10 protein-coding genes are annotated in these 26,187 nt (G+C 64.9%); 4 read left to right on the top strand and 6 right to left on the bottom strand.

The window, feature by feature from the left end; all coding sequences use genetic code 11:
- Nucleotides 1-76 precede the first annotated feature (76 nt).
- On the bottom strand, nt 77-2,026 hold the full coding sequence (locus F9K07_RS14025) for an O-antigen ligase family protein (protein ID WP_159594024.1): 1,950 nt from the start codon (nt 2,024-2,026) through the stop codon (nt 77-79).
- Between the two features lie 3 nt (nt 2,027-2,029).
- On the bottom strand, nt 2,030-3,352 hold the full coding sequence (locus F9K07_RS14020) for a UDP-glucose dehydrogenase family protein (protein WP_159594023.1): 1,323 nt from the start codon (nt 3,350-3,352) through the stop codon (nt 2,030-2,032).
- A gap of 139 nt (nt 3,353-3,491) precedes the next feature.
- On the opposite strand from F9K07_RS14020, the gene F9K07_RS14015 reads away from it, so the two are divergent.
- Complete coding sequence (locus tag F9K07_RS14015; protein WP_159594022.1) at nt 3,492-4,925, top strand: hypothetical protein; 1,434 nt, start codon at nt 3,492-3,494, stop codon at nt 4,923-4,925.
- Between the two features lie 498 nt (nt 4,926-5,423).
- On the opposite strand, the gene F9K07_RS32095 is transcribed toward F9K07_RS14015, so the two are convergent.
- Nucleotides 5,424-5,873, bottom strand: coding sequence for a hypothetical protein (locus F9K07_RS32095; RefSeq protein ID WP_201451618.1), 450 nt, complete (start codon nt 5,871-5,873; stop codon nt 5,424-5,426).
- Between the two features lie 5 nt (nt 5,874-5,878).
- On the opposite strand from F9K07_RS32095, the gene F9K07_RS14010 reads away from it, so the two are divergent.
- Nucleotides 5,879-7,798 (top strand): hypothetical protein, encoded by a 1,920-nt coding sequence (locus F9K07_RS14010; protein ID WP_268894760.1) that lies wholly within the window; start codon nt 5,879-5,881, stop codon nt 7,796-7,798.
- Between the two features lie 6 nt (nt 7,799-7,804).
- Here F9K07_RS14010 and F9K07_RS14005 read toward each other — a convergent pair whose 3' ends face one another.
- From F9K07_RS14005 to F9K07_RS13995, 3 genes are read right to left on the bottom strand one after another with little or no spacing between them, the layout of a single operon-like run.
- Nucleotides 7,805-8,875, bottom strand: a complete 1,071-nt coding sequence (locus F9K07_RS14005) for a polysaccharide deacetylase family protein (protein ID WP_159594021.1) — start codon at nt 8,873-8,875, stop codon at nt 7,805-7,807.
- A 45-nt stretch (nt 8,876-8,920) separates the two neighbouring features.
- Nucleotides 8,921-10,051 carry an acyltransferase family protein gene (locus tag F9K07_RS14000; protein ID WP_159594020.1) on the bottom strand — a complete coding sequence of 377 codons (1,131 nt, stop codon included), beginning with the start codon at nt 10,049-10,051 and terminating at the stop codon, nt 8,921-8,923.
- A 21-nt stretch (nt 10,052-10,072) separates the two neighbouring features.
- On the bottom strand, nt 10,073-10,834 hold the full coding sequence (locus F9K07_RS13995; protein WP_159594019.1) for an SGNH/GDSL hydrolase family protein: 762 nt from the start codon (nt 10,832-10,834) through the stop codon (nt 10,073-10,075).
- Between the two features lie 269 nt (nt 10,835-11,103).
- On the opposite strand from F9K07_RS13995, the gene F9K07_RS13990 reads away from it, so the two are divergent.
- Nucleotides 11,104-25,350, top strand: a complete 14,247-nt coding sequence (locus F9K07_RS13990) for a non-ribosomal peptide synthetase/type I polyketide synthase (RefSeq protein WP_159594018.1) — start codon at nt 11,104-11,106, stop codon at nt 25,348-25,350.
- 86 nt (nt 25,351-25,436) lie between these two features.
- Nucleotides 25,437-26,186, top strand: coding sequence for an alpha/beta fold hydrolase (locus F9K07_RS13985; protein ID WP_159594017.1), 750 nt, complete (start codon nt 25,437-25,439; stop codon nt 26,184-26,186).
- Nucleotide 26,187: the final 1 nt, after the last annotated feature.

Raw genomic sequence — 26,187 nt, 5'->3', positions numbered from 1 at the left:
CTTCCGGTTCCTGAAATAAGGGCAGCAGTGCCCGGCACTTGAGAACAGTGCGAGGATACCCGTTGATACGCATTGGCTACATGCCGTTACAAGAGAGGGATTGTGGAGAACGCCTCAACCGTGACGTGGTCAACAGGATGAGCAGCAGCATAAAGGCGACACGAGGCAACTCGGTGACGCTGATGACCAGACCGAGCACCCCCATGCTCACCAGAGAACCGGACAGCGCAAGGGCCCAGGGTTCGCGATGCTGGAGAGCACGGGCGAGGCCATGGCCTGTCCAGGCCGCCAACAGCGCCACCACCAGCCAACCCAACAGGCCCCGCTCGATCAGAATCTCCAGGTAGAGGTTGTCGATGTGCCAAGGCTTGAAGCTGCCTTGCGCGGCGGGAAACCAATGCATCAGCCCTCGCGCGAAGTCGCCGTTCTTCAAGACCTGGTGTCCTCGGGCGTCCCACAGTGCCACTTCATGGATGCGTGCAGTCCGGCCCACGCTCAACACGGTCATGGTGAACATGCCGTCTCGCAGAGCGACGGCCCGTCCGGCGGGCGCGAATGCCTTGCCGGGCAACACCATCTCGTGCCACTGATCCGGGTCCGCCACGGCGGCCTCGGGACGTACATGCTTCCACTGGCAGCGGAAGTCGTACAGGAGGTGCCGCTCGCACACACTCAACAGCAACACCAACGGTGCGTCGGTCTGGTACCGGATCCGCACCCGGTAGTTGCCTTCGGACCAGAGATCGACGCGCTGCGTGAGGCCGAAGTCATAGGCCATGTCCTGGCGTGTCGCGGGCCCTGAAAGTTCCACCACTGCGGTGCCGTCCGGTCCGTGCCGCCACAGCGCCTGCCCCGCGAACTCCCCGCCCGGTACCTCGGCGCTGTAGTGCGCCGGCAGGCGCCCCGCACCTAGCCCGAACATCCAGTCCGTGGGCGTCTTGAGCAGACCCAGACCATCGCGCCAATGCGCCGCACGGTCCAGCAGATCGGCGTCCACGCGGGCGACGCGCCCCGCCATGAACGTATGCCCGCCCAACACCCATACCGCCTGAGCCACCAGCACCAGCGACAGGCCCTTGAGCGACCAGCCGCGCACGCGCGAACCGGCGGCAGGCTGAATGCGGCAAACCCGAGCGACGATCAGCATGAACACGATAGAAATCGCCACCGCGAGGTACAGCCCTCGCGAATAGGTGGTCAGCACGGCATAGGTGCTCAGAAGCGCCAACAGTGCCGCGCCGCTCCAGCGCCAGCCGGCAGGCACCCACCAAACCGCCCAGAACGCGACAGGCACCGCCATTGCGAGGTACGCGTCGATCGCGCCGCCTCCCACGTGCATTTCCCAAAAGCCCGCCACCGTGCGGTATGAGTCGGTGAAGTTGAAGATGCCCACATACCGCCAACGCTCCCAAAGCACAAGGGCACAGACCATGGCCAGGCCGAAGGCCAGCCCCTGCACCGTGGAAGCAACCATGAACTTGCGCCGCGACTCGGGCAGGTGCTGCAGAACGGGCAGCAAGAGGAGCGCCCAAAGAAGACTCTTGGAGACACGCACAGGATTGAAAACGCTGGCGTAGCCGCCATACAAGGCGCGTGTCCATAGATCCGGCTGCGCACCTGTGCCAGCGCCCGCATCCAGCAGCCCGATGACCAGACTCAAAGTACTGGAAACGCCCAACGCCATCCACAAGCCGAAGCCCACGCGATCGCGAACCGCCGCAGCGTCTGCAGCGCCACCCCTCCAGGCATCGAAGCTCATGCGTGCGTAGGCGCCGGCCAGCACGGCCAGCACGACCAGATCGAATTCGTCGATCAGCCACCAGCCCGTCGAGGGCGCGAGGCTGGCCACTGGCAACAACGTCGCCAACAGACATCCGATGGTCCAAGGCCGCCAGGCGGCCCAACCCATGGTGACACAGCACAGCACCACCGCCAGCGATACCGATGCCAGCGGATGCCCAACAGCCAGGCTGAGACACGCTGCCGCCGCCAGGATGGCCACCACCGGCGCACCCCAGCGCGCCATGGCTCAGCGGCCTATCGGCAGGTACTCAAAGCCCTGGCTGCGCACGACTGCCGGGTCGTACAGGTTGCGCCCGTCCACGATCAGCGCCTGCTTGAGCTTGGTCTTGATGGTGTCGAAGTCGGGGCTGCGGAACTCCTTCCATTCGGTCACGATCACCAGTGCATCCGCATTTTCGAGAGCGTCATTGGGCGACTTGGCAAAAGTGACGCGCGGTTCATCGCCCAGGATGCGCTGCGCTTCGTGCATGGCCACCGGGTCGTAGGCGGTCGCAGTGGCGCCGGCGGCCAGCAGATCGGCCAGCAACTCCAGCGCGGGAGCTTCGCGCATGTCATCGGTATTGGGTTTGAAAGCCAGCCCCCAGACCGCAAAATGCCGCCCCTTCAGATCGGCGCCGAATTTGCGTTTGACTTTGTCGCCCAGCACATGCTTCTGCGCGTCATTGGCCGCCTCCACCGCGGTCAGGACCTTCAAATCGAGGCCGGCGTCGTCGGCAGCGGTTTTGATCAGCGCCTTGACGTCCTTGGGGAAACAGGATCCCCCATAGCCGGCGCCCGGATACAGGAAGTGGTAGCCGATGCGTGGATCCGAGCCGATGCCCTGACGGACCATCTCGATATCGGCGCCGAGCTTTTCGGCCAGATTGGCCAGTTCGTTCATGAAGCTGATGCGCGTGGCCAGCATGGCGTTGGCGGCGTACTTGGTCAGCTCGGCGCTGCGCACATCGGTGACAATCAACCGCTCATGGTTGCGCTGGAACGGCGCGTACAGCGCACGCATGAGGTGCACCGCCTGCTCGTCGCTGGCGCCGACGATGATGCGGTCCGGACGCATGAAGTCGTCCACGGCCGCACCTTCCTTGAGGAATTCGGGGTTGGACACCACCGCAAACGGCGTTTGCACGCCACGCTTGTGCAATTCTTCAGCAATCGCTTCGCGAACCCGATCTGCGGTGCCCACGGGCACGGTGCTCTTGTCCACGACCACCTTGTAGTCCGTCATGCGTTGACCGATGTTGCGTGCCGCCGCAAGCACATAGCGCATGTCGGCCGAACCATCCTCGTCCGGTGGCGTCCCCACCGCGATGAACTGAATGGTGCCGTGCTGCACGGCGCGATCTATGTCGGTGGTGAAGTGCAAGCGGCCGGCCGCGACGTTGCGCCGAACCATGTCCTGCAAGCCCGGCTCGTAGATGGGAATACCGCCCTCTTCCAGGATGCGGATCTTGTCGGGATTCACGTCCAGACATAGAACGTCGTTGCCCACTTCTGCAAGGCAGGCCCCACTGACCAAACCCACATAACCGGTCCCGACCACAGTAATTTTCATGGTGCAACTTTTCTGGAAACTTCTTTGGAAGGCGCAAATGATAGCGACCGCATTCGTCAATTCCGATCTTGAACGGCCATAGCGTTGCTTCTTGCACGCTCGGAGCTATCATCTTTGCGGCGCACAAAGGAGAACTCCATTGAAATCGTGGCGGCGGCACGTCTCCTTTGCGATCGCGGGCATTTTGCTGTTGATGCTGGCCAGCATGGCAAGCAGTCTCGGACAGCGAGCGCTGGAGGCGGCAAGCTCGCGCAGCCCGCAGGAGATCATTCGCTACATCCAGCTCCGCCTGGAAGGACACCCTTGGCTTGTGGCGCTTGTCGGCCCCACCTTGCGTGCCGTGCAAATCCGATACGAGCGGCCACCTCCCCTCGGTGCATTGCCGACATTGGGAAAAGGACAGCAAGCCACGTCAATGGCCCCGGCCGTGCCGATCAAGGGAACGGTCGTGCGGGTCCGCACGGCCTTTGCGCTTGAGCAGGCCCTCTTGGTGGCCGAGCCCGGCACCCACATCGTCATCGAGCCGGGCCTCTACCGCTTCTCTCGAACGCTGCAATTGGGCAAGGACGGGCACCGTGACATGCCTATCGTGGTCAGCGCAATCCGTCCTGGCAGCGTGCAATTGGAGTTCTCGCAAGTCAGCGGCATCCGTGTCGATCGCCCGCATTGGTCATTTGAAAACTTGAACATCAAGGGCGTGTGCACCGACCACGACAATTGCGAACACGCTTTCCACGTGCTTGGCCGTGGCGCATTCGTGGTTCTTCGAAACAATCGAATAGAAGACTTCAACGCGCACATCAAAGTGAATGGTTTGAACGGCGATTGGCCCGACCATGGGCTGGTCGCCTTCAATTCCCTGACCAATGCCTCCCCGCGCCAGACGGGGAATCCTGTGGTGATGCTCGATCTGGTGGGCGCCCACCAGTGGAGGGTTCAAGACAACTTGGTCGTGGGCTTTGCCAAAGGCCAGGGCAACCGGATTGCCTATGGCCTGTTCATGAAGGGCGCCAGCGAGGGTGGGCGCATTGAGCGCAATCTGGTCGTGTGCTCACCGCAGCAAATTTCTCATCCGGGGGTACGCGTGGGCATTTCTTTCGGTGGGGGGGGCGGTAACGCCGAAGCCATTTGCCGTCAAAACGCTTGCCAAGACTTCCAGCACCGTCACGGATTGGCCGCGAACAACATCGTTGCGCACTGCAATGATGCGGGCATCGACGTAAATGCCTCGTCCGACATCGTCTTGGCTCACAACACGCTTATCAACACGGCGGGTTTTTTGGCGCGCGGCAGCCCCACCCAGGTGTCTCTGCGGGGCAACCATTTCGAAGGAACCATCGCCGTTCGCGACCACGCAGACGTGCGCTCGGAGTTGAATGTTTTTCTGGAGGCGGAGCAAAACTTCCTGCGCATGGATGCGCTTCTCCTGCGGTGGGTACAGCCGCCCGCACCCATCCCTATGACCGGGTTTGTAACCGATGATTTCAACAAGGCGCGTCGAATTTTCATGACGCTTCCGGGTGCGATCGAAGCGCCGTCATGGGGATTTCAAGCCCCAACCGGGCGGAATTGAACCGCTCAACAGTGCCTGCAACTGGTAACACGTCACTACACCAGGCCGAGGACATCGCCTCGACAATCCATGCCGCACATTCACGCGAATAGCTTAATTTGTGGAATGCGCATCTCGCGGAGGCCTCCAAGAATTCATCGATCTAACGTTCCGGGCAATGCCGTGGCGTCAGATGGCTTTGGGTTGCCCATGGCAATTCCGATGGTCCACGCCTTCTTGGCTCCTCGCATCGTCCAATCAATGCCCGAAAGGCGGTTTGCCCACGGAAAAAGTGTCTAGATGTTTCGACTGCATGGAATCTGTAAATTACAGTCCCATTCTTGTGCCACATATCGTTTTGGACAGACGCTCTGTCGGGCCGTCCTACCGGCCCTCCCCCGTCGGACGAAGATTCCATCGAGGCCCTGTCCAGCCCTCCCAAGAACGAACACGGCAGCGGCAGTCCCCTTTTCATCTGATTCCAACGGTCCCCCTTCCAGCTCCATCAGCTGACGCCCATCATGAACCTCTCCAACTCTGCAAACGCCAGCGATCTGAAGCGGCTGTCTGTGCTTTTCCTGCTTGCAGCCGTATCGGCCTGTGGCGGTGGCGGAGGTGGTTCAGCCGCGGCCAACACCCCCGGTGAAGCGATTGCATCCTCGCCCGCACCAGCTCCGGCTCCTCGCCCGGCACCAGCACCAGCACCAGCACCGGCACCAGCACCGGCACCAGCACCGGCACCAGCACCGGCACCAGCACCGGCACCAGCACCGGCACCAGCACCAGCACCAGCACCAGCACCAGCACCAGCACCAGCACCAGCACCAGCACCAGCACCAGCACCAGCACCAGCACCGGCACCGGCACCAGCACCAGCACCAGCACCAGCACCAGCACCAGCACCGGCACCAGCACCGGCACCGGCACCGGCTCCAGCTCCAGGTGCCAACGGACTTGCCTGTGCCGCACAGGCCATCACGTGCATCGAAGTCTCATCAACCACCACACAAACGTCGGTTCCCGTGACCTTCGGCCAGCCCTTCAAGGCTGGGAACTGGCCCAGCTCGCAGGGACTCGTTGCCACCGACAGCACCGGCGCGGCCGTCCCCCTGCAGGTGGACCAAACGGCCTCGCACCGTGACGGGTCGGTTCGATTCGCCGTCTTGAGTGCAAAGGTCAGCAATCTTCAAGCCAACCAGCCCAAGCTGATCAACCTTTTCCTGGGCGCAAAGAACACATCCACCCAGAGCATTCCTGCCGATCCTGACTGGAATCTTGAACTGGAAGCCAAGGTATACAACGGCAGCACCTTGGTCTCGACGTGGGTCTCTCGGCCCCAAGATCTGCTCAAACAAAGCATCGCCCAAGGCACCAGTCGAAGGCTCAATGGCACCGTGGCCACCGAGTACACGGTCCTGGCCCCATTCAAGAACAGCTCCACCAACGAGGAACATCCCCATCTCAATGCTCGCTTGCATACCCGTCTGTACGAAAACGGCGCGCGGATTCGCACGGACATGGTGCTCGAGAACAACTGGACCTTCAAGACGGGCCCCGGAAACATCACCTACGAACTGAACGTCCGCAAAAACGGGCAATTGATCCACACGCAGCCCAGGTTCACGCACAACCATCATTCGCGTTGGCACAAGGTTCTATGGACGGGTGCCACTGCGCCTCAGTACAGGATTCGACATCACATGCCTTACTTCCTTGCAAGCAAGGCGACCTGGAATTTTGATCTCGCGCTGAGAATCCCCGATAGCGTACTGGCCCAGGAGGCCCGTGATCTCGCTGCCTCGGACACGAGCCCCATGGGACGCGCCATGCTGAACCCCTACTTCCCTTCCACGGGTGGGCGCCCGGAGATTGGCGCGCTGCCGCGCTGGACGGTGTTGTACCTCCTCACACAAGACGAGCGGGCCCGGGCGAGCATGATGGCCAACGCGGACGCGTCCGCCGCAGTGCCCGTGCACTACCGCGACGAAGGCACCGGCCAGCCGTTGGACGTTCAGAGAAACCCGAATGTGACGGTGCTGTTCGGCACATCGAGCCCGGTCTTGCCCGCGGTTTCCGGCAGCACCATCTGGGAGCCCGACACGCCCCACCAAGGGTCGTTCGCATACATTCCCTACCTCCTCACCGGCGATGAGTTCTATCTGGACGAAATGATGTTCTGGGCATCCTGGAACATTGCAAACGTCCACCCCATCTCTCGGGAAGCTGGCAAAGGCCTGATCTACGAAAACCAGATCCGTGGCCAGGCATGGGGCATGAGGTCGATCGCCGAGGCGGCCTTTGCGTTGCCCGAAACGCACCCTCAAAAGAGCTATTTCAAGACCATCCTGTCGAACAACCTGACCTGGTACCAGACCAACTACACCAACAATGCGGGCGTTTCGCCGCTGGGGGCGATCGAAAACCGCTATGAAGCCGGGCGAGCGGTGCCCTGGAACAACGATTTCATGGGCATTGTGTTCAGCTGGATGGCCGAAAACGACGAACCCAAGTCGAAAGACATTCTGGATTGGTTCAGCCGCTTCAACGTGGGACGCTATCTTGCTGAAAGCGATGGATTCTGCACAGTGAAGGCGCCAGGATATTACTGGTGGATCCGCGACACGGGTGGGCGCCTGATCACCACCTGGCGCGAGCTGTTCGCGCGCAACTATCCGGAAGCGGTGAACAGCCCCTGTTCGAGTCTGGCCATGAACGTGGAGGCGTATCCCGCGACCGCGGAAGGCTACGCTGCCATCTCACGCGCGTCTCTGGCATCGGCCGTGAACGCTGGCGTGACCAACGCCTCTTCTGCTTACACACGCTGGAAGGGATTCACACCCCTGATCGATGCGGCTTTCCTGAGCGATCCCACCTGGGCCATCGTGCCACGCTGACCCCGATCAACCCTGGTGTCCTGGCGCCAGGGTTGATCCTGTTTCAAGCGGGCAAGGTTCGGCGCGCGCGCGGCTGTCTTGAACCCGAATCAGCCTTTCTAACCTCTCCAGGGTTGAAAAGCGCCCTCCCAGCTCCGATTGGAAATAGCGCAACACATTTTCAATGGTGCGGAGGAAAGCCTCCAGATCGGCAGGCGTTCGAACGTATGGCGTGTTGCCTGGCTGCAGCGTGGGCGAATGGTAGGTCATGGTGAACACCTGCACACCATCCTGCACCATGGTCCTCAGAAGCCGCTTGAGCGTGTTCTCATCAAAGCCCTCCGGACTCAGCCGAACCCGCTCCAGCAAACCCATGCGGCTCATGATGCCTGGGAGATGCAGGCGTTGCGCGAAGTGGTTCTGCATCAACGCAGGCCTGGTCACGCCCCATCGGCGCAATGAGCCCGAGTACCCCACGGTAAGAGGCACCTCGAGCAGCGCGTGCGAAGCGTCAGGGAAATACGGTTGATCCGGCATGCCTTGGTAATTGGGGCCGCCTTCGTGAGCAAAGCTGGTATGTGGCACGACACTGCAATCGACGCTGTAACCCAGTTCGCGCAGGATGCCGAAGGTATTCGGCCCAAGACCATACCTGCCCGCCTTGAAGACGCGCGGTGAGCGTCCGAACGCCTGAGCAACCGCCTCGGTGGTCAGCCGGATTTTCTCGGCCTCCAACTCACGCGGCAGGTTTCCATGATAGGAATTGAAAACCGACACCTGCTCGCTGTACGGCGGCGTCACCCAGGGGTGGCAATGCGTACCAAACTCGGCCTTTCCCGCGTCGACCAGCGTGCGCAGGTAGTGCGCCGCCGTGCGTGAAGCGGCCACCGGGTAGTCCATGACATAGGTCGGCACGACACCGAGCTTGTCGTACACGCCGTGCACCCGATCCTGCGCCGTGATCGAGTGCGTCGCGGTAGCCTGCCGGTCAAAAGGCAGACCCCAGTTGAACTCCTCCTCCGTATCGACGACCACAAGCAGCAAGGGCGCTTCATACTTCCACTTGCCAGGCCTCGGTGCCTCCTCCGAATCGGTCATTTCCCTTACTCCTCCATGGTATCCGCGACGTATCTCGCAGACCTCCTATTTCGACGCCTTGAGCGCCTTGCGATGCACTTGCATCTGTTTTGTCCGGCCCGCGCCTGCCAACCACCGGCGCAAAGGCGCTGACCAAGGCTCCTCGACACACACGTTAACCAGCCATGCCGCCGCCACTGCCAACGCGAGCAATCCGACGGTTACCCAGGACAGACCCACTGCAGCGGTGAGTCCCGAGGCTGCCGCGAGACTGAACAAGGCATAGCCGGCGTGTTGATGCACCAGATACAACGGGTAGGTCAGGCGCCCTGCGAGCAAACTCCACCTCGAACTCTTGACCCGCACCTTGCCGTGAACCATGCAGAAAAAGAAGCCGAAGAAGGACAGCAGGATGGCTTCGATAACCAAATGGTTGGGGCCTGCGTCCAGGCGCAACAGATGCTCAAGGTCGGGAACAACACCATTCTCCCGCCAGAGATACAGACACGCTAACAGGGTCGACCCGGATATCGAGAGCAGGCGGCGCGCAGTCCAGCCAGATTGCTTGACCAGATAGAAGATGGCACCTGCCGTGAACAACGGCGCCCATTGGGCGCTGGTAAAGACTTGAACCGTGTGCATGGGCCGCAGGTAGTTGACCAACGAAAGCGCCAGCCAGAGCAGCAGCAAGGTCTCGATGCGCTTGAGCTGCCCTGTGGCAATCGCCAGGGCCACCATGGCGTAAAAGTTGATCTCCACGGCCAAAGACCAATAGGCCCCGTCCATGTACGCCTCATCGAAAACGCGCGGCACCAGCGTGAGATTGGCGAAGTATTGCGCCCATGATTCGGGTTTGATGGGTGCCGTCGGCACCGCCAACTCCACCAGCGCCGTCAAGGTCACGCAAACCCAGAGTGCAGGGGCCAAGCGGGACACCCTCGAGGCCATGAACCGCCGCGTGTTTGCATGTTGCGCGGTCATCATGATCACGTACCCACTGATCATGAAGAAAAGATGCACACCCACATAACCGTAGGCCGTGACGGCGTAGACGACGGGGTGTTGCTCGCCCTTGAACCAGCCATCGCGCAACCCGGCATGGCAATAGTGAAACAGCACCACCATCATGGCGGCAACTCCGCGAAGCCAGTCCAGGGACGGCTGACGCTGGTCCAGTGCGTGCGTATGTTCGGTCATGACATCCAGAGTTGGCAGGATTCAGCTTTTCGGCAGCACGGCGTCAATGCGGGACAACAGGCGGCGCGAGCCCTGGTCGTCCAGATGAACGCCATCGGCGGCAAACGAGACATCGGCAAATGCGCCTTCGCCCGGCACCACGTCGATCATCTCGTGGCGCCGCCGGGCACACATGTCGCCGATGCGTTGATTCGCGGAAGACTGAAGTTTGCGGTGCGCCGTCCCCGGCCCCTGCACTGGCAGGCCGACGCAGACCACCTTCACCGAAGCAGGCACCTGGTCCAGCAACGACGCCCAAGCCTCAGCGACTTCCTCGGGGCCGCGGCCTTCGAACAGGTCGTTGGAACCCGCACCGATGACGACGGCACGCGCTTGCCGCACCGAGGTGTAGCGCCCAATCCGCTCGCTCAACCTTTGAGCGGACTGGCCGCCAATGGCAAAGTTGTAAGCCTGAGACAGGGCGCCCACGGGCAAGACCTGAAGATGGCTGTCACCCAGGAAGACAACCGCGCCCTCAGGCACCAACCGGTCCTGCCCCAGTTGATGGGCGAGCAGACGGCGCTCAAAGAGCCTTTGTCCCAGCGTGGGGCGAGCCTCCCATCGCTCGTAACGCCAGAAGAAGCCGTCGGCAATACCCGGCCATGTTGCCGCAGCCCATACGGCCAGCGCCAATGTGCCTCCGGCACAGAGCGCACCTAAAACAAAGGAAGAGGCTTGTAACTTTTTCACAGCAAGCGCGGCCTTGCAGCAGCAACAATGGCAATTCGCGCCGAAGCATGGCATGGCGCAACGATGAGCGAACACACGGCGGTTGAATTTCCGGGCGCTTCGTGGACTACGTCGCGCAGAATGCTCATACAAAGGCGAAAAATGGAAACATTTCACCGCTATGATTTGTTACACAAGTTTCCGATGGTACTCGTTTGCACGCCGCTGATGGCCGCCAGCGACACCCGCAGGAGGCGCGAAACCGGAATGGCAATGCGCCAAGGAGTGATTTCGTGAAACCGAATTCGACACAAACATCGATCCTTGATGTCCAACGCATACCTTTGACCTCCTCCCAAAGGTCGGTTCTTCAAACCCTGTCTCTGGATACGCGTGCCACGCTTGCCTGGAACGAAGCCCGCGCCTTGCGCATCCGCGGGCCTCTGCAGCGCGAAGCATTTCTTGCCGCCGTGGATCAAGCCGTGCGGCGCCAAGACGCCCTGCATTTGCGGATCGATGGCGCCGGGATGTCGGCCGCGTCGCCCCCATCCCTGCAGATCGAACGCCTGGATCTGCGCGGGCTGCCGCAGCCTGAACGTGAGGAGCGGCTTCAGCGCACGCTGCAACAACTGGTGGACACGCCGCTGAATATCGGACAGGGACAGGTGTTCAAGGCCGTGCTGCTCGAACTTGGCGCGGACGACACCTGTCTGGGCATGGTGGCACACCATGTCGTCTGCGACGGTTGGTCGTTTGGCGTTCTGATCGAGGACATCGTCGCGCTCTACAAGGCCGGCGTGAGCGGTACGGTAGCCACGCTCGACGCTGCGCCCAGCTTCGTGCAATTCGCCCGGGACGAGATCGCGGGTGCGGCGGCGATCGAGCGCGAGAAGGATCTCACCTACTGGGCCGGGGTGTACGCCGACGCGTGGCCCACGCTGGACCTGCCAACGGATCGACCTCGTGGCGCACAGCGCACCCTGAACGCAGCAAGGGCGGAACTGCGCCTGGACCCCGAGTTGATTGCGCGTCTGAAAACAACCGCAGGCCGGCAAGGCGCCAGCTTTTTCAGCGTGCTGTGCGCGGGCTATGCGGCGCTGGTGGCCCGCCTCAGCGGCAGCACGGATGTGGTGATCGCCGTGCCGGCGGCGGCGCAACTGCGCGAAGGTCTTGAGCGTCTCGTGGGCCAGTGCGTTTCGCACTTGCCTCTGCGGCTGGCGGTCGACCTCGAAGCGCCCGCCAGCCAGTTGCTGGCCACGACTCAGAGCGCTGTGCTCGATGCATACGACCACATGAGTTGCGGCCTCGAACTTCTGCTGGAGCACTACAAGCCCGCCGCCGAACAAGGCCGCCTACCCCTCGCATGCGTCAAGTTCAACCTAAACCCGAGCCTGGACGCCGCTGCAGCCCCTTTGCCCGATGTGCAAACCCAGGTGTGGACGCCTGCGCGTGTGGCCGAGCATTTTGAGCTCTTCCTCAACGCAGAGCAAGACGCCCAGGGCCTGGTGCTGTACTGCCAGTACAACAGCGACCTGTTCGACGCCGCCACGGTTCGGCGCTGGCTGGGCCTGTACCAGCAGATCCTTGTCGGTCTGGCCGACCGGCTTGACCAGCCACTGGCAGGACTGCTCGCACCGATCGGCGAAGACCAGACGCTTCTGGCGCGGTTCAACGCCACCCAGGCCAGGCTGGACCGCTCCTTGCGTGTTGAGGCCATGATCGATGCCCAGGTCCAGCGCACGCCCGATGCGGTCGCGGTCGTCGCTGGAGAGGAGCGCCTGACCTTCATCGAGCTTCAGCAGCGCGCCTGCGGTGTGGCCGAAGAACTGCGGCGGCGTGGCGTGCAAGCCGGCGATCTGGTGGGCCTGTCATGCGGACGCAACCACCTGATGATGGTCGGCGTGTACGGCATTCTGAAGGCGGGCGCGGGCTATGTCCCTCTGGACCCGACCTTCCCTGTGGACCGGCTCGACTTCATGGCCGAAGACGCCGCCCTCAGCCTGGTGCTGCGCGACGAATCCGTGGCCGACGGCTGGCAGCCGGCCCAGTCCACCGTGGTCATGCTGGACACCATTGCCTCGGCTCCGGCGGTGTCAACGGCGCTGGGCGCTCACAGCGAAATGCCCGCCTACGTGATCTACACCTCGGGCTCGACCGGCAAGCCCAAAGGCGTTCGTGTACCGCACCGCTCGGTCGTCAACCTACTGCAAAGCGTGGCGCAGGTGCCTGGCATGGGTACGTCCGATGTGGTCCTGGCGGTCACCACCCTCTCGTTCGACATTGCGGTCTCCGAGGTCATCCTCCCGATGACGGTTGGCGCGCGGATCGTGGTGGCCAACCGCGCCGAGACGACCGACGGGTCGGCCCTGCGCACGCTCATCGAACACCAGAAGGTCAATTTCATCGATGCCACGCCGTCAACCTGGCGGCTGCTGCTGGCCGCCGGATGGCCTGGCCACAAGGGAATGAAGGCCATCTGCACAGGCGAGCCCTTGCCACCCGACCTGGCCAACGAACTCATCCCACGCGTGGCCGAGCTGTGGAACGGCTATGGACCCACCGAGACCACGGTGTGGTCGAGTTTTCACCACGTCACCTCTTCCGCAGTGCCGATTCCTATCGGCAAGCCCGTTCTCAACACACAATTCCACGTGCTGGACGCGGGCATGCGCCCATTGCCCGTGGGTGTCACGGGTGAACTGTGGATCGGTGGCGACGGCGTCACGCTGGGGTACCTGAACCGGCCGGACCTCACCGCCGAGCGCTTCGTGTCCGATCCGTTCTCCACAGCGCCGGGGGCCAGCCTGTACAAGACCGGCGACCTCGGACGTTGGCGCGCTGACGGCATCCTGGAATGCCTGGGCCGCGCCGACCACCAGGTCAAGGTGCGCGGTTACCGGATCGAGCTCGGTGAGATCGAGGTGCAGCTGTGTGCCCACCCCGCGGTAGCGCGCGCCGTGGTGATCACGCGCGAAGACCGCCCGGGCGATGTGCGACTGGTGGCCTATGTGGTGCCACACCAGGCCATGCCGTCGGTGTCGTCGATGCGGGAGCATCTCTCAGCGCTGTTGCCCGAGTACATGGTGCCGCAGCATTTCGTGCCAATGTCGGAGATCCCGCTGTTGCCCAACGGCAAGATCAACCGCCATGCGCTGCCGCCGCCCAGTGGCGCCCGCCCTGAGCTCTCGGTGCCGTACCAGGCACCCGTCGGTGCGCTGGAAGCAGGTTGCTGCGAGGTGTTCGGCAGCGTGCTCAGCATCGACCAGGTGGGGCGCCACGACAACTTTTTCGAGCTCGGCGGCAACTCGCTGCTGGCCATGCGCGTGCTGGAGGGGCTGACCCGCTTGACGGGCAAGACCTTGTCCGCGCCGACCATCTTTGCCTCGCCCACACCGGCCGCGCTGGTCGAATGCCTGACGCCGCCCGCTGGTGAGAATGAAGTGCCCCTGGCCACTTCGGCCAAGTCACGCCGGCGCACCACCCGCGACGACGACCCGATCGCCATCGTCGGCATGGCCGGGCGCTTCCCCGGTGCCTCCACCGTGGAAGCCCTGTGGGACAACCTGATCGCCGGTCGCGATGCCATCACGCCGTTCTCGCTCGAAACGCTCGACCCGAGCATTCCGCCTTCGCTGCGCGACGACCCCAACTACGTGAGAGCCCGCGGCGTGGTCGACGGCATCGAGCTGTTCGACAACACGTTCTTCGGCATTTCGGCGCGCGAAGCCGAAATCATGGATCCGCAGCACCGCGTGTTTCTCGAGATCGCCTGGGAATGCCTGGAGCGCGCCGGCTACGCGCCCGATCGGACCGAGCAGGCTGTGGGCGTGTTCGCCGGCGTCTACACGCCCACCTACCTGCAGCGCCATGTCTTGGCCCACCCCGAGGCCATCGAGCGCATCGGCGAGTTCCAGGTGATGGTGGCCAACGACAAGGACTACGTGGCCACGCGCGTGGCGCACAAGCTCAACCTCAAGGGCCCGGCCATTGCCATCAACACCGCCTGCTCCACCTCCCTGGTGGCGATTGCACAGGCGGTAGACAGCTTGCGCCTGGGACGTTGCGACATGGCGCTGGCCGGCGCGGCCTCCGTGACCTCCCCGCCCCGCAGCGGCTACCTCTACCAGGAAGGCGCCATGCTGTCGAAGGATGGCCACACGCGCACCTTCGATGCCGACGCCAGCGGAACCGCCTTCAACGACGGCGCGGCCGTGCTGCTGCTCAAGCGGCTGTCGGATGCGCAGGCCGACGGCGACCAAGTGTTCGCGCTCATCCGGGGCATCGCCACCAACAATGACGGCGGTGGCAAGGCCAGCTTCACGGCGCCCAGCGTGCAGGGGCAGGCGGCGGTCATCGCCGCGGCCCATGAAGATGCCGGCGTCGAGCCGCGCAGCATTTCCTACGTCGAGGCGCATGGCACGGCCACCCCACTGGGCGATCCGGTCGAGGTGGAAGGCCTCACCCGCGCCTTCCGCCGGGGCACCCAGGACACCGGTTTCTGCCGTATCGGCTCGGTCAAGAGCAACCTGGGCCATCTGATCACTGCGGCGGGCGCCACCGGCGTGATCAAGACGGCGCTGGCACTGGTCACAGAACAACTGCCAGCCACGATCCACTTCGATCGGCCGAACCCGAACATCGATTTCGCCAACAGCCCCTTCGTCGTCAACGGCGAGGCCACGGCCTGGCCGCGCGGGCCACAACCGCGCCGCGCGGGCGTCAGCAGTTTTGGCGTCGGTGGCACCAATGCCCACGCCGTGATCGAGGAAGCGCCGCTGGCAACCCCTTCGCCCGCAGTGAGCGGCCCCCAGTTGCTTCAGCTTTCGGCGCGAACGCGCTCCGCGCTGGACGCCATGGCGCAGCAGCTGGACGACCATCTGAGCGCGCACCCGGATCTGAACCTCGCCGATGCGGCCCACACCTTGCTCGTGGGCCGCAGCCGCTTTGCCCACCGGCTCACGGTGGTGGGCGCTTCAGTGGGCGAGTGCCTGGAGGCGCTGCGCACCATCGACCACCCGCAGCGCGCGCTGCGCGAAGTCGCAGCGGCCGTGCCGCCGCTGGTCTGGCTGTTCCCAGGACAGGGCGCGCAGTACGCTGGCATGGGCCGTGAGCTGTATGCCCACGACGCAGCGTTCCGCGCCGCGTTTGACGAATGCCTCGACGCGCTGAAAGACGTGCTCCCCTACGATCTGAAGGCCCGCATGTTCGACGGCGCCGCGGACGCGCTGGTGGCCACGGACACCACGCAGCCCGCCACGTTCGTGCTGGAGGTCGCGCTGGCCCGGTCCTGGCTGGCACAAGGCGCGCGTCCGCAGGCCCTCATCGGTCACAGCGTGGGCGAGTTTGCGGCAGCGGTGCTCGCGGGCGTGATGCCGCTGGCAGACGCAGCCCGGCTGGTGGCCCGGCGCGGGGCGCTGATGCAAGCCCTGCCGGGCGGCAGCATGCTCTCGGTTCGGCTCCCGCTCGACAAGCTGATGCCGCTGCTGCCGCCCGAACTCTCGCTCGCCGCTGAAAACGGGCCCAGCGCATGCGTTGTGGCCGGCCCGACGCCCGCCGTGCAAGCCTGGCAGGCTCGGCTGGAGGCCGAAGGCGTTGTCGCGCGGCTGCTGCAGACCTCCCACGCCTTCCACTCATCGATGATGCACAGCGCCGTCGCGCCGTTCGAAGAAGCGGTTCGCCAGGTGCATCTTTCGGCGCCGCAGATTCCTATCATCTCGACGCTCACGGGCCAGCCGATGCAGGCGAGCGAAGCCACCGACCCGGGCTACTGGGCGCGCCACCTGCGCGAAGCCGTGCGCTTTTCGCCAGCGATCAAAAGCGCGCTGGCCACCGGTGATGTCGCCTTCCTTGAAATCGGCCCACGCGGCACGTTGTCCACGCTGGTTCGCCAGCATGGCGCTGGCAAGCGCGCGGCGGTCTGCGTGCCCAGTCTGGGCGATGCACCCGAGGCGGAGACGGCCCTGCTCCTTCACGCGCGCGGTCAGCTCTGGACACTGGGTCTGGAACTTGCGCCACTGGCGAGCGACCAGCAACGGCGCCGTGTGCGGCTGCCCACCTACCCTTTCGAACGCAAGCGATTCTGGCTCGACGCAGCGCTGCCATCGGCGCCGTTGCCCCAAGCCGTGCTGCCCACGCCTTCTGCCTCTGTCCCATCCGATGTCAGCGCGACCGCCGTCGCACCCACCATCAGCACCACGATCATGTCCACCGCCATGTCTTCACCCGCCCCCGCCACCCCGTCGAACGCGCGGCCCGCACTGTTGGCTGCGCGACTGCGTGCACTGTTCGAGGACGTCGCGGGCGTCGAGATCGAAAGCGCCGACTCGGCCACCGGTTTTCTGGAGCTCGGGCTTGACTCCCTGAGCCTCACACAAGCGGCGCTGCAGGTAAAGAAGACGTTCAATGTCGCGCTCACCTTCCGCCAGCTGATGGAGAAGTACCGCAGCATCGACACGCTCGCGCAGTTCCTTGACGGCGAACTGCCGCCCGATCAGTTCGCACCGCCTGCACCTGCGGCCTCCGTCGCTGCCCCGGCGCCCGTCGCCGCGACAGCGTCTACGGCCATGCCCGCTGCGATGCCCGGCGCCACCGCCACCTATGTCGCCCCCGCGGCGATGCCGGTTGCCATGCCAATGGCGCTGCTGCCGGGCGACGCCAGCGCCGTTCACCAATTGATGCAACAGCAGATGCAGTTGATGGCGCAGCAACTCGCCGTGCTCGCCGGACAGCCCATGTTGACCAGTGCGCCCGCTGCGGCCATGCCCCCACCTGTGGCGGTGTCAGCGCCTGCCACCGCGCCGCTGCCCACGACACCGGCGTCTGTCGCCATGGCCGAGCCTGGTAACGCCGCCGAACCGGCGCAGCCCTCGCTCAAGTCGCTGGTCGAAAAGCCCTTCGGCGCATCGCCGCGCCTCACCTTGCAGGCCCAGGGCGACTTCACCCCGGCGCAACGGCGCTGGCTCGACGACTTCATCGCGCGCTCCAACGCCCGCAGCGCCAAGTCCAAGGCGTTCAGCCAGCAATACCGCAAGGTCATGGCCGATCCGCGCGTGGTGACGGGCTTCAACCCGCTTTGGAAAGACCTGATCTACCCATTGGTGGTCAACCGCTCCAGCGGCGCCTGCATGTGGGACCTGGACGGCAACGAATACATCGACCTGCTCTCCTGCTTTGGCGGCAACCTGCTGGGCTACCAGCCCGCCAGCGTGGCACAAGCCTTGCACCAGCAGGTCGACCAGGGCTTCGAAGTGGGCCCGCAGCACCCCTTGGCCGCCGAGGTCGCCAAACTCATGACCGAGTTCACCGGCATGGAACGCGTGGGCTTCTGCAATACCGGTTCCGAGGCCGTCATGGGTGCCATGCGCATTGCACGCACCGTCACCGGCCGCAAGACCATTGCCATCTTCAGCAACTCCTACCACGGCATCTTCGACGAGGTGGTGGTGCGCGGTACCAAGCAGCTTCGCTCGGTCTCGGCCGCTCCCGGCATCCTGGCCAACACGGTAGAGAACATTCTGGTGCTGGACTGGAACAGCGAAGACTCGCTGCGCATCCTGCGCGAACGCGGGCACGAACTGGCGGCCATCATGACCGAGCCGATCCAGAACAAGTACCCCACGATCCAGCCCCGCGAGTTCGTGCAGTCGTTGCGCCAGATCGCCGACAAAGCCGGCTGCGCGCTGATCTTTGACGAGGTGGTGACAGGCTTTCGCGTCGCACCTGGTGGCGCCCAGGAGTTCTACGGCGTGCGTGCCGACATCGCCACCTACGGAAAGGTCATCGGCGGAGGCCTGCCGTTCGCAGCCATCGCCGGCAACGCCAACTGGCTCGATGCGCTGGACGGTGGCCACTGGCAATTCGGAGACGACTCCTACCCCGAAGCCGGCGTCACCTATTTCGCCGGAACCTTCGTGCGCCACCCGCTTGCACTGGCTGCCGCGCACGCCACCTTGCTGCAGATCAAGCAAGGCGGCAGGGGCTTCTACCGCGATCTCAACGACCGCACCCAGCGCCTGATCGACCGCCTCAACACCGCCTTCGCGGTGCGCGGCGCGCCGGTGAAGGCGGTGCACTGCGCCTCCATCTGGCGCCTGCAATGGGACGACAACCAGCCGTACGTGAGCCTGTTCTACCACCTGGCTCGCTTCAAGGGCATGCACCTGTACGAGCAGTTCGGCCACTTTGTGACCGCCGGCATGACCGACGAGCACACCGATCGCATCTTCCGCGCGTTCACCGACACGATCGACGAACTCATGGCCGAGGGCTTCATCCTGCCCAAGGACGGCACGCCCCCACCGCCGCCCAAAGGCGGGGTTGACGCGGGCACTGCTCCGCGCACCGAAGCCCAGATCACCCCGGGACAGAACGAGCGCTGGCTTGCTGGCGGCTTCGACCCCTCGGCGCGCCGTGCCCTGAACGAATCGCTGTGCGTCAGCCTCAAGGGGCCGGTCGATCGTGCAGCGCTCCAGCAAGCGCTGCACGATGTTCTGACCCGCCACGACACCTTCCGGGTGCAATTCAGCCTCGACGAACCGCGCCAGACACTCGCACCGGCCAAGCCCATTCCGATCGCAGAGGTCGACCTGCGCCAGCAGGCCGACGCGGACAAGGCACTGGACGACTTCTGCAGCCAGGCCAGCCTGCGAGAGTTCCCGCTCGACCAGGCACCCCTGGCCGCCGTGAGCCTGCTCGACCTGAGCGACGGCCGGACCGTGGTGCACGTGGTGGCCAGCCACTTGGTATTCGACGGCTGGGCCTCCAGCGTCTTCAACGTCGAACTCGCCACCGCCTACAAGGCCCGCAGCATGGGGATGCCACCGCCGTTCAAAGCGGCCGAATCCCCGTTGGACTTCGCTGAAGAAGAGCAGGCGCGCTTCGAAGGCCCGGACGGACAGGAGGCCCTTCGCTTCTGGCAGCAACAACTGCGCAACCCGCCCGCCCCTTTGAACCTGGGCGATCGCACGCCGGCAACGCCGCGCAGCTTCGCGGCGGACACCTGCTCCATGCGCATCGATGGCGATGCCTTTGGCCGTCTGCGCGCGCACGCAAGGCAATCGGGCGCCACGCTGTTCCAGCTCTTGCTCACCGCCGTCACGCTGATGCTGCACAAGCGCAGTGGACAGGGAGACTTCGTGGTGTGCATTCCCTATGCAAGCCAGAGCCTGCAGCGGCACGGCCCGCTGATGGCCGATGGCGTGCTGGACCTTCCGCTGCGCCTGACCTGCGCCCCTGGCGAGCACACCGGCGCGGTGTTGCAGCGGGTGCGCTCCCATCTGATGGACGCGTTGGAACATCCGCTCATCACCCAGGGCACGGTGGCCCGCGCGCTGGGCATCCGCAGCAGCGGCGACCGTCCGGCCCTCACCGGGATTTACTTCAACCTCAATCCCAAGGTGGATCTCTCGGCCTACGCGCCGCTGGAAGCCACCATGCACGAGGGGCGCAAGCGCGGTCTGCTCAGCCAGCTGTTCTTCAATTTCTACGAGCAGGATGACGCGCTCACCCTCGACCTGCACCACAGCAGCGAATACTTCAGCCCTGAGCGCGCGCGCGACCTGGTCGACCAGCTCAAGACGCAGATCTTCGACATGGTGGGCCACGCCCCTCTGCCCGTGCTCACCGCCGTGGTCGCCCCTCCCGTGGCAACCGCCGCGCCTGCGGTGGACCCGCGCCTGGTCGCCTGGAACAAAGCCACCGCCACGCCGCAGGAAGCCCGCGCCCGTGTGGAGCAATGGGTTGCACGCCAAGCCGCGGCGACCCCCGATGCGCCTGCCCTGGTGGCCAACGGCACGCGCCTGACCTACGCCGCGCTCGAATCGCGTGCCAATCGCCTGGGCCAACTGCTGCGCTCGCGCGGTATTGGCGCGGACATGCTGGTGGGCGTTTGCCTCACCCGCGGCCCCGATCTCGTGCCCGCCCTGCTCGGCATCCTGAAAACCGGCGCCGCTTATGTCCCGCTGGATCCCGGGTTCCCCAAGGACCGTCTGCATTACATGGCCGAAGACGCCGGTGTGCGCCTGGTGATCACCGACGCCGCCCATGCCAGCCTGTCCGGTGTCCCGCGCGAGCAGCAGATCCGCCTCGACGACGACGCTGCCGCGATCGCCGCCGCCTCGGACAGCGCTCTGCCGCCTCAGGCCGATTGGGCGGACGACGCCCCCATGTACGTGATCTACACCTCGGGCTCCACCGGCAAGCCCAAGGGCGTGGTACTGCCGCACAACGCGGTGTGCAACTTCCTCGCGAGCATGCGCCGCGAACCGGGGCTGCGTCCGGACGACCGACTCCTGGCCGTCACCACCCTGTCCTTCGACATCGCCGTGCTCGAGCTGTTCCTGCCCTTGACCGTCGGCGCCAGCGTGGTGCTGGCCCAGCGCGAAGACGCCATGGACGGCGAAGCCCTGGCTCGGCTGATCGCCGAACACCGCATCAACGTGATGCAGGCCACGCCCACCACCTGGCACATGCTGCTCGACGCCGGCTGGCGCGCACCCAACGGCATGCGTGCCCTGTGCGGGGGCGAGCCCTTGCCGCCGTCGCTGGCCGAACGCCTGCTCGGCGCGGGCGTGGAACTCTGGAACATGTACGGCCCCACCGAGACCACGGTCTGGTCCACGCTGTGCCGTATCACCGACGCCTCGCAGAAGATCACCGTCGGCCACCCCATCGACAACACCCAGGTCTGGGTGCTCGACGAGCAGATGCGTCCCTGCGCCATCGGCCAGGAAGGCGAACTGTGCATAGGCGGGGCTGGCGTTGCCACCGGCTATTTCAAGCGCCCTGAACTCACAGCCGAAAAATTCGTTGCCGATCCGTTTGATGGCGCACCTGGTGCGCGCCTCTACCGCACAGGGGATCTCGCCCGCTGGCGCGAAGACGGCACGCTGGAACACCTGGGCCGCCTGGACTTCCAGGTCAAGATCCGCGGTTACCGCATCGAACTGGGCGAGATCGAAGCCCGCCTGGCCGCGCTGCCCGACATTGCCCGCACCGTCGTGATGGCGCGGGAAGACAGCCCGGGCGACGTGCGCCTCATCGGCTACGCGGTACCCCGCACTGGCACCCGGCCCGAGCCCAACGCGCTGCGCGAAGCGCTGCGCACCGGGCTGCCCGACTACATGCTGCCGCAACAGATCGTGCTGCTCGACGCCATGCCCTTGTTGCCCAACGGCAAGATCGACCGCAAGGCCTTGCCCGCGCCTACCGGCCCGGCGCCCGCCATGTCCAGCGGTGCGGTCAAATCCGCGCGCAACGACACCGAGAAGGCCGTGGTCCAAGCCATGCAGACGGTTCTCAAACTGTCTGCGGTCGGCATCGACGAGGACTTCTTCGCGCTGGGTGGTCACTCCCTGCTCGCAGCCAAGGTGGTGGCCCAGCTCAACAAGTCGCTTGGCCTGCAGCTCAACCTGCGCATGCTGTTCGAGTCGCCTTCGGCAGAGAAGCTGGCACGCCGCATCGACGAACAGCGCGGCAGCAGCGCGCCACAGCGCACACCCATCGTGCACAGGCCGCAGCAACAGCAAGCGCCGCTCACGCTGATGCAGGAGCGCATCCGCTTCATCGAGGAAATGCAACCCGATCGGGTGGTCTACAACGTGCCCTCGGCGCACCGCCTGCGCGGTCCCATGCAGTTGGAGGCCTTCGACCGCGCCTTCCAGGAAGTCGTGCGACGTCAGCATGCACTGCGCACCAGCGTCGCCCGCGTCGGCAATGCATTCGTTCAGGTTGTCGCCGACGACGTCCCGTTCTCCCTGCTGCCCCTGGAAGACCTGAGCGCACTTCCGGCCGCACAACGCGAAGCGGCGCTGCAAGCGCGCATACAGGAGCTGGTGTCGCATCCCTTCGCGCTGGACCACAGCCCCTTGTTCAAGGCCCGGCTGTTCCGCCTGGAGGAGCAGCACCATGTGTTGTTCTTCATGACGCACCACCTGATCTGGGATGGTTGGTCGTTCGATCTTCTTTACGAAGAGATGAACGCCCACTACAAGGCCTTCTGCGAGGGCAAGCCGTCCCAGCTGCCCGCCCTGGCGCTGTCCTACGGCGACTTCGCCGACTGGCACGGCAAGTGGCTGGAAGGCGAAGAGCTGGCCCAGCAGATGGCGTTCTGGAAAGACCAGTTCCACAAGCATCCCGTCAAGACGCCGCAAGCCGACTTGACCCGCCAACCCGGCGCCCACCGCATCGGGGCCATCGAGTTCCGCAAGGTCACCGCCGCCGAAGCCGATCACGTGCGCGATGTCGCCAAGCGCACAGGATCCACGCTGAGCATCGTGGCCCTGTCGGTCTATGCGGTGATCCTGTCGCAGTTGCTGCGCGAGCCCACGCCCACGGTCGGCGTGCCGGTTCGCGGACGTCCGCACGCAGACCTGGAGCCCATCATGGGCTTCTTCAACAACATGCTGCCGGTGCGCCTGCCGGTGGACCCGTCCCTCACCTGGGTCGATTGGATCGCGCGCGTGCGCGCCACGGTGGTCGCGGCCTTCTCGAACCAGGATGTCCCGTTCGAGCGCATTGCAAGCGCACTCGAAGCCGAACAACCCGGCGTGCATGGCAGCCTGTACCAGGCCATGTTCACCTTCCAGGACGCCCGCAACCGCCCCACGCAATGGGGCGATCTGGCGCACGAACGCGTGCTGGTCCACCACAAGGGTTCGACCGAAGACCTGAATCTGGGACTGGTCGAAATCCCCTCGGGCATCGAAGTCAGCGTGCAGTACGACACGGGCGTGTACCTGTCCACCACGGCACAGGCCGTGCGCGATCGCTTCCTGTCCATGCTGGCGGCTGTGGCGGTGGATCCGACCCGGACCGTGTCCAGCCTGATGGCTCCCGACGCGTCGGCGCTGCAGGCCCTTCAGGCGCTCGACGCGCCGGTGGTTCCGAGCAAGGACCTGCTTGATGCCCTGTCCAAGCTTGCGCAGCAGCAAGGCGACACCGTCGTGGTGCGCACCGCGTCCGCCTCGGTGGACGCGAAGGAGCTCGAGCGCCGGGTCGTGACCACGGCACAAGCCCTGGCACTGCCGTCCAGCGGAACGCCTGGCACGGTGATCATTGCCTTGTCCGACCCGGTCGCCCAGCTTGTCGCCGCGCTGGCGGTGCTGCGGGCAGGCCACACCTGCCTGAGCGTCGATGCCGACAGCCTGAGCGCATGCCTGGACAGCGCCAGCGAGGCCGCGCGATGGGTGCTGGTGGACACGCTGCCCGCTGCCGGCCTTCCCACCCAGGTGGTGCGCCTCGACGCCTCGGCCGTGACAGCATACAGTGCGGCCCCCTCAGCGTCGTTGCAGCCACAGGACGCCGCCGCGCTGTCCAAATCGCCTGCATTGCCCGTCAGCCGGGAGCAATGGGCGCTGGTGAGCGCCGCGCTGGCGGCGCAGGTCAAGCTGCTCGACGGCGATCAGATTCTGGCGCTGTCCCCCACGCCCGCCGCCCACCTGGCCTTGCTGGGCCTGGCCCTGTGCACAGGCGCCCAGCTGGTGTTCGCCACCCAGGCCATCGTCAACAACGCCGACGAACTGATCCGGCGCATGACCACGGAACGTGTGGGCCTGGTGCATGCCGAAGTCAACGTCTGGAAGCGCATCCGCGACGCCCGCCAAGGCGCTTGTCTGCCCGTGATCGCGGCGATCGATGTCCAGGAGAGCTCCACCGACCTGGTCGCTGGCCTGCTGGACGCGGGCGCCAACGTGTTGTCGGTCTACCAACCAGGGACCGGCGCATTGCCGGTGGCGGTGGGCTGGATCGCGCAGGTCCAGGACTTCAACCTCTTTGGCCGCCCACTGGTCACCCAGACGCTGCAGGTGGCCGAGCGCGCTGGCGAACCGGTGGCGGTTGGCATGAGCGCGCCCTTGTGGTTGCGCGCTCCGCACGGCGAGCGCTGGACCGCGCCAGGAGCCCTGGTGCGCTGGCGCAGCGATGGCCAGTTGCAATACCTGGGCGAAACACGCGCCGAAACCATTCTCGCGGGACAGCGGATCTCACTGGAAGCCTTGGAGCGCGTCGCCATTGCACTGCCCGGCGTGGCTGCGGCCGCCGTCGGCCTGGGCTGGGATGCGCTGGGGCGCCGACTCGTCGTGGGCCTGCAGCCCACCGGCGACGTGCCGATCGACAACGACCGGGCCATGGCGAGCCTGAAGGCCGCTCTGCCCCCGGCCGCGCGCGGTGCGCTGGACGTGCGCTGGTTTGAACGCATTGCCCGCACGTCCGATGACCTGTTGCACCTCTCCCAATCGGTCCAGCTGCGCCCGCACCAGGCAGCCGTGCCGACACGGCCCAGCGGCAACACCACCGCGCAGGAGATCCAGGCGGTGTGGAGCGAGTTGCTGGGCATCGCCCACATCCGTCCACACGACAATTTCTTCGATCTGGGCGGCACCTCATTGACCGCCATGCAGGCGGTGCAAAAGCTCGAACAACGCATCGGTAAGCAGATCAGCCCACGCCGCTATGTGTCCGAAACCCTGGCTCAGCTGGCAGCCGCCTATGATGGCGAAAATACCGCGAGCACCCAAGCTTCGACCGTGAAGGAAAAACCCGCGCCAAGTCCCAGTCTGATCGAGCGACTTGTCCGCCTGGTTCACCGCGCCTGAGCTGGGGAGGAACCGGGTTACGCCAGCACATGACCTTATCCATTCGACATTTCGGACGCCCCTCCAGAGGCATGGTGGGCGTGCACATGGCCGCAGAAACAGGCACCGCCCTGCGGGCGAAGTTTCTGCTGTGCCGTCCGCTCGGCCAGGAAGCCGTGCGCACGGCAGCCATCTACCGCGTGGTAGCCGACCGCTTGGCGCGCGAGGGCGGCGAGACGCTGCGGTTCGACTACCACGGAACGGGCGACTCACCCGGCGATGAAGGCGATCAGTCGATTGCCCAGTGGGTCGACGATGTTCTGGATGCCCACGCCTCGCTCGAACAAGGCGGCCAGGCGCCGGTGCACTGGTTCGGCATGGGATTGGGCGCCAACATCGCTTTGCGCGCGGCCCTGCGCGCGAAGGCGCCGCCTGCCCAACTGGTGCTGTGGGAACCTGTGTTCAACGGAAAGGCCTACGTCCAAGCCTTGAAAGACGGCCACTGTGCCGAACTCGTTCGCATGTTCCGTGTGCCATGGGAACGGCTGCTGTCTTCGGGCAAGGCTGTGCAACCGCAGTTGCCGGGCAACCTGCTGGGCTTCGAATTCGGCCCCAAGTTGAGCGAAGACTTGCAGGAGATGGGCGACATCAACCTGCTGCCCGCGCTGCGCCGGGGCATTCGCGTCGTCTGTGCCGTCCACGCCGAGCAACGGCCGATGTTCGAAACGATGGGCGCTCAAGCCCTGTTCCATCTTCACACCGTCGAAACCCGCACCGACTGGATGTCGAGTCAGGCCATGGGAACGGCGATCGCACCGCCGGACATTCCGCGCACGCTCATCTCCACCCTCTCATGAC

The sequence above is a fragment of the Hydrogenophaga sp. BPS33 genome, from assembly GCF_009859475.1.
Taxonomy (GTDB): Bacteria; Pseudomonadota; Gammaproteobacteria; order Burkholderiales; family Burkholderiaceae_C; genus Hydrogenophaga.
The sequence above is the reverse complement of the archived record's forward strand: the minus strand, read 5'-3'. Positions and strand labels throughout refer to the sequence as shown.

Bases quoted from the DNA above. Each gene is read 5' to 3' on its own strand.
- F9K07_RS14005 (WP_159594021.1), bottom strand. From the start codon at position 8,875: ATGACCGATTCGGAGGAGGCACCGAGGCCTGGCAAGTGGAAGTATGAA.
- F9K07_RS14000 (WP_159594020.1), bottom strand. From the start codon at position 10,051: ATGACCGAACATACGCACGCACTGGACCAGCGTCAGCCGTCCCTGGAC.
- F9K07_RS13985 (WP_159594017.1), top strand. From the start codon at position 25,437: ATGGCCGCAGAAACAGGCACCGCCCTGCGGGCGAAGTTTCTGCTGTGC.
- F9K07_RS14020 (WP_159594023.1), bottom strand. From the start codon at position 3,352: ATGAAAATTACTGTGGTCGGGACCGGTTATGTGGGTTTGGTCAGTGGG.
- F9K07_RS14025 (WP_159594024.1), bottom strand. From the start codon at position 2,026: ATGGCGCGCTGGGGTGCGCCGGTGGTGGCCATCCTGGCGGCGGCAGCG.
- F9K07_RS13995 (WP_159594019.1), bottom strand. From the start codon at position 10,834: ATGCCATGCTTCGGCGCGAATTGCCATTGTTGCTGCTGCAAGGCCGCG.